Below are 5341 nucleotides of genomic sequence, written 5' to 3' on the forward strand. Positions count from 1 at the left end.
GGTGACATCACCGTTCCCGGTTGGCACCCCGAAGTCGACGGAGCCGTTCGCTCACACGCATGGTTCGGCACGGACGGGTCGTTCCTCGGTCTGCCCGATGCCGGGCGCAGCCGTCACGTCCTGCTACGGGCAGCGCTGGGGCACCCTGCACGCCGGTATCGACCTGGCGCTGCCCTCCGGTACGCCGATCCACGCAGCGGCCGCCGGCACCGTGACCCAGGCCGGCGACGCCTCCGACGGGTACGGCAACTCCGTCTTCATCGACCACGGCAACGGCTACCTGACCCACTACGCCCACCAGAGCCGCATCGCGGTCACCGTCGGCCAGGCGGTCAAGGCCGGCCAGGTCATCGGCTACGAGGGCGCCACCGGCGACGCCACAGGCCCGCACCTGCACTTCGAAGTGCACCAGGGCATGTGGAACCAGATCGACCCGGCCCCGTTCATGCGGTCCCGTGGCGTCGACCTGGGCTGCTGAGGCGACGTCCCTGCGCGGGACAAAAGGAAAGAGTGGCCTCAGCGGTACGTGAGGCCACTCTTTCCGTGATCTGGCACGATCCTGGTAGCGACGGGTCAGAGCTTGTCGACCGGGGCGTGCCGGAGCACCAGCCACATGGTCTGGTCGCCGAAGTCGATCTGCGCACGGGCGCCCGGGCCGTGCCCCTCGACGGCGAGCACCCGCCCCAACCCGTACCGCTGATGGTTGACCCGGTCGCCCGCGGACACCTTCGGCCCCTGCGGCAGCTCACTGGCGGTGGTCAGCCGGCTGGCGTCCACGCCGAGCCGCTGCGCCAACTGGGCCGCCTTCGGCGTACCCCCGGTGAAGTTGCCACGCGCGCCGGGCGCGCGGTCCGCGCGGCCACCGACGCCGCCGCCCCCGCCAGCCCACGAGGTGTACGACCCCTCGGTGCGCTCCCAGTGCACCAGCTCGGTCGGCAGCTCCTCCAGGAAGCGCGACGGCGGGTTGTAGGACGGCTGCCCCCAGGCCGAGCGGGTCACCGCCCGGGACAGGTAGAGCCGCTGTCGGGCACGGGTGATGCCGACGTACGCCAGTCGGCGCTCCTCCTCCAACTCGCGGGTGTCGCCCAGCGAACGCAGGTGCGGGAAGACGCCGTCCTCCAGCCCGGTCAGGAAGACCACCGGGAATTCCAACCCCTTGGCGGTGTGCAGCGTCATCAGGGTGACCACGCCCTGGTGGTCGGGGTCGTCGGAGGGGATCTGGTCAGCGTCGGCGACCAGCGCCACCTGCTCCAGGAAGCCGGCCAGGGTGGCCCGCTCCCCCTCCTCGCCCAGCGCCTCGATCCGCTCGGTGTACTCGCGGGCGACGCTGACCAGCTCCTGGAGGTTGTCCACCCGGCCGGCGTCCTGCGGGTCCAGGCTCTCCTCCAGCTCGGTGAGGTAGCCGGAACGGGTCAGCAGCGCCTCCAGCACCTCCTCCGGGGTGCCGGTCTCGGCCAGCTCGCGGGCGTCGTCGAGCAGCGCCACGAAGTCCGCGATGCCGTTGGCCGCCCGGCTGGAGATGCCCGGCGCCTCCCGGGCCCGGCGCAGCGCCGCGCCGAAGGAGATCCGGTCGCGGCTGGAGAGCGCCTCGACACACGCCTCCGCGCGGTCGCCGATGCCCCGGCGCGGGGTGTTGAGCACTCGCCGCAGGCTCACCGTGTCGTCGTCGTTGACCACCGAACGCAGGTACGCGAGGGCGTCGCGGACCTCCTTGCGCTCGTAGAAGCGCACCCCGCCGACCACCTTGTAGGGCAGGCCGACCCGGATGAACACCTCCTCGAAGACGCGGGACTGCGCGTTGGTGCGGTAGAAGACGGCGACGTCGCCGGGGCGGGTCTCGTCGGCGTCGACCAGCCGGTCGATCTCCCGGGCCACCCAGTCGGCCTCGGCGTGCTCGGTGTCGGCGACGTAGCCGACGATCTGCTCGCCGGCGCCGGCCTCGCTCCACAGTCGCTTGGGTTTGCGGGAGGTGTTGCGGTCGATCACGGCGTTGGCCGCGTTGAGGATGGTCTGGGTGGAGCGGTAGTTCTGCTCCAGCAGGATCGTCCGCGCGTCGGTGAAGTCCCGTTCGAACTCCAGGATGTTGCGGATCGTCGCACCCCGGAACGCGTAGATCGACTGGTCGGCGTCGCCGACCACGCACAGCTCGGCGGGCTCCAGCCCGTCGGTGCCGGAGACCAGCTCCTTGATCAGGACGTACTGGGCGTGGTTGGTGTCCTGGTACTCGTCCACCAGCACGTGCCGGAACCGCCGGCGGTAGCTCTCCGCGACGTGCGGGTGGGACTGGAGCAGGTGCACCGTGGTCATGATCAGGTCGTCGAAGTCCAGTGCGTGTGCCTCACGCAGCCGACGCTGGTAGAGCGTGTACGCCTCGGCCAGCGCCCGCTCGTTGGGGCCGGTGGCCCGCGCCGCGAACTGCTCCGGGTCGACCAGCTCGTTCTTGAGGTTGGAGACCTGGGCGGCCAGACCACGCGCCGGGTAGCGCTTCGGGTCGAGATCCAGCTCGCGGGTGACCAGCTGCATCAACCGGCGGGAGTCGTCCGCGTCGTAGATCGAGAACGTCGACTTGAGGCCGGCGTGCTCGTGCTCGGCACGCAGGATCCGCACGCAGGCCGAGTGGAACGTCGACACCCACATCAGGCGGGCCCGGGGGCCCACCAGCGCGGCGACGCGCTCCTTCATCTCACCGGCGGCCTTGTTGGTGAAGGTGATCGCGATGATCTCACCGGGGTGCACGTCCCGAGCGGCGAGCAGATAGGCGATCCGGTGCGCGAGCACCCGGGTCTTGCCGGACCCGGCGCCGGCCACGATCAGCAGCGGCGAGCCGGCATGGCTGACGGCGTCGCGCTGCGGCCCGTTCAGCCCGGCGAGCAGCTGCTGCGGATCGAGACGCGCGGTGGCCGCCCCGGGTCGGTGCGGGCGGGCCGGCGCGGACTCCGGCGCAGGCGGGGACGCGGGGATGTCGAAGAGAGGATGCATCGCCCGACAAGTCTATGCCTCCGGCCCGACACCTCCCGAGGAAGCACACCCGGCCAGGGCGACGCACGGTGGTGCCGACCATGGCGGTGGATGGCGTCGGGCAGATGGTCAGCAGGCCGTGAGCCGTGGTCGGTGCGTGTGGGTTGCGGGCGCTTGGGACCCGTTCGTCAAGGACCGAAGATTTGATTTCAGGCAGGCGCTTTCAATTTCCCCGCGCATCAGTGGTGTGGGCGGTTGTCAAGACATTGACCGACGGAACTGAGGTACGTATGATTTCGCCATCTCGACACGTTCCAACCACACGGGGAGACAAATGAAGAGAATGATGGGCCGCGCCGCAGGAGCTTCCGTGCTTGGCATTGCCTTTGTGCTCGCCGCAGTGCCAGGCGTGGCGCAGGCCGCGACAACCAAGTGTGCCTATGACGGCTACGACCGGGCGTGCGCCACCAACAACGACAACAACTCCTCCACGATCGAGGTCTGCGACAACGAGGACGATGGCCGCACGGTGATCGGCCTGTTCCGGCGGACGGACGGCCAGGACGTCAGCGTTACCGACTGGAATTATGGCGGTGGCTGCCGAAGCTTCCCCGACTCAAAGATCGCGAGCTTTGTCCTGAAGGAAAACGGCGGGTCCTACGGCGCAAGAGTCTATATGTAGCGAGCACGCACACAAGGTTCGACAATTACTCCCTCAGCCCGACCTGATCGTCGAGCTGAGGGAGTAACACGTGCGAGCGATCAGGTGGCTATTACTCACCTGATCACACAATTCGACTCGCGGTGAATGCTAAATGCTGTCTCTGTGACGTCTCGCCATGCGTCGCCGTCGACACTGACGCATGGCACCCCTGGCGCTTTGGTGACTGAGCCGGCCCGGCTTCGACGCCCTGGTCGCGTACCTGCGCCCCGGTGCCCCTCGGCCCCGCCGACCGCATCCCCGCTCGGCCGAGGCGCAGAGAGCCGGCTCTTGACGCATCCGGTCCAGGAGGGGCGCTTGTCACCGGCGGATCCTTGCGCCGCGGCTGACGACACGGGCATACTCGATGGCGTGATCGCTGCGCGCTTCTACTTTTACTATGGCACCGGGAGTCCGGCTGCCGTAGGTCGCGCCTGATCGTTCAGACCTGCTAAAGCCCCGGCTCCTGGAGTCCGGGGCTTTTTCCGTCCCAGGTTCCGGGCACCGGGCACCACAGTGCGAGAGGTACCCGATGATGACAGACGTGATGGAGCAGAGCGGCAGCCCGATCCGACCGGGGCAGCCCGTCGCGCAGGAGGCCGAGCCGGCGGTGGCCACACCACCGGCAGGTGCGGACGCCGAGCCGGCCGAGCAGCAGACCGGCACCGAGGAGCCGTCCGCCTCGGCGCGGATCGTGCAGATCAGGGAACGCATCGACGAAATCGACAACGCGTTGATCACGCTGTGGCAGGAGCGGGCCGCGTTGTCCCAGGAGGTCGGCGTGACCCGGATGGCGTCCGGCGGCACCCGCCTGGTGCTCTCCCGGGAACGGGAGATCCTGGAGCGGTTCCGCGTCGCGCTCGGTGCCGACGGCACCCAGTTGGCTCTGCTGCTGCTCCGCGCGGGCCGCGGCCCTCTGTGAGCCTCCTCAGCCCGGGCCGAACCGGGCCAGGGCTACCTGGGCCGCCCGTCCTGGGCAACAAGCGGTTCGCTGACGCCGCTGTCCGGCGCCGCGTGACCGGTCCGGTCATCACCTGAACAGACGAAACCGCCTGCCGTCGTCGTGGAGACGGCGGCAGGCGGTTTCGGTGACTCACACCTCGTGGGTGGCGACGATCTCGCGCTTCTCCGCGAAGTGGCAGGCGCTCGGGTGGTCCGAGCCCCGGCGGATCTCCAGCAGCGGGACCTGCTCGGCGCAGACGTCCTGCGCCTTCCAGCAGCGGGTCCGGAACCGGCAGCCCGAGGGCGGGCTGATCGGCGACGGCACGTCACCCGTGAGCCGGATGATCGTCTTGTTGTGCCGCTGGGTCGGGTCCGGCACCGGCACCGCGGAGAGCAGCGCCTGGGTGTACGGGTGGGTCGGTCGCTCGTAGATCTCGTCCTCGGTGCCGATCTCGACGATCTTGCCGAGGTACATCACCGCGACCCGGTCCGACAGGTGGCGGACCACCGACAGGTCGTGCGCGATGAAGACGTACGAGAGGCCGAACTCGCCCTGCAACTGCTCCAGCAGGTTCATGACCTGGGCCTGGATGGAGACGTCCAGCGCCGACACCGGCTCGTCGCAGACGATGATCTCGGGCCGCAGCGCGAGCGCGCGGGCGATGCCGATGCGCTGACGCTGACCGCCGGAGAACTGGTGCGGGTACCGGTTGATGTGCTCCGGGTTGAGCCCGACCAGGT

4 protein-coding genes and 1 pseudogene are annotated in these 5341 nt (G+C 69.4%); 3 read left to right on the top strand and 2 right to left on the bottom strand.

Annotation, left to right across the window (positions count from 1 at the left end):
* Positions 1-82: 82 nt before the first annotated feature.
* A pseudogene (locus tag ABZ749_RS28585) lies at positions 83-478 on the top strand (M23 family metallopeptidase); the annotation flags it as partial.
* Positions 479-573: 95 nt separating this feature from the next.
* Here the strand turns inward: ABZ749_RS28585 and pcrA are convergent.
* On the bottom strand, positions 574-2979 hold the full coding sequence (gene pcrA, locus ABZ749_RS28590) for a DNA helicase PcrA (RefSeq protein WP_357233227.1): 2406 nt from the start codon (positions 2977-2979) through the stop codon (positions 574-576).
* 313 nt (positions 2980-3292) lie between these two features.
* On the opposite strand from pcrA, the gene ABZ749_RS28595 reads away from it, so the two are divergent.
* Both ABZ749_RS28595 and ABZ749_RS28600 read left to right on the top strand, forming a co-directional pair.
* Entirely contained in the window at positions 3293-3640 is a 348-nt protein-coding gene (locus ABZ749_RS28595; protein WP_357233229.1) for a hypothetical protein, read from the top strand.
* A gap of 550 nt (positions 3641-4190) precedes the next feature.
* Positions 4191-4580, top strand: a complete 390-nt coding sequence (locus ABZ749_RS28600) for a chorismate mutase (RefSeq protein ID WP_357233231.1) — start codon at positions 4191-4193, stop codon at positions 4578-4580.
* Positions 4581-4751: 171 nt separating this feature from the next.
* Here the strand turns inward: ABZ749_RS28600 and ABZ749_RS28605 are convergent.
* Positions 4752-5341: oligopeptide/dipeptide ABC transporter ATP-binding protein (locus ABZ749_RS28605; protein ID WP_357233233.1), on the bottom strand; the 590-nt coding region annotated here is incomplete at its 5' end.

Origin of the sequence: Micromonospora sp. NPDC047753, assembly GCF_040642735.1 — a bacterium.
GTDB lineage: Bacteria > Actinomycetota > Actinomycetes > Mycobacteriales > Micromonosporaceae > Micromonospora.

Excerpts from the sequence above, each read along its gene's own strand:
- pcrA (WP_357233227.1), bottom strand. The coding sequence starts at position 2,979 with ATGCATCCTCTCTTCGACATCCCCGCGTCCCCGCCTGCGCCGGAGTCC.
- ABZ749_RS28595 (WP_357233229.1), top strand. The coding sequence starts at position 3,293 with ATGAAGAGAATGATGGGCCGCGCCGCAGGAGCTTCCGTGCTTGGCATT.
- ABZ749_RS28600 (WP_357233231.1), top strand. The coding sequence starts at position 4,191 with ATGATGACAGACGTGATGGAGCAGAGCGGCAGCCCGATCCGACCGGGG.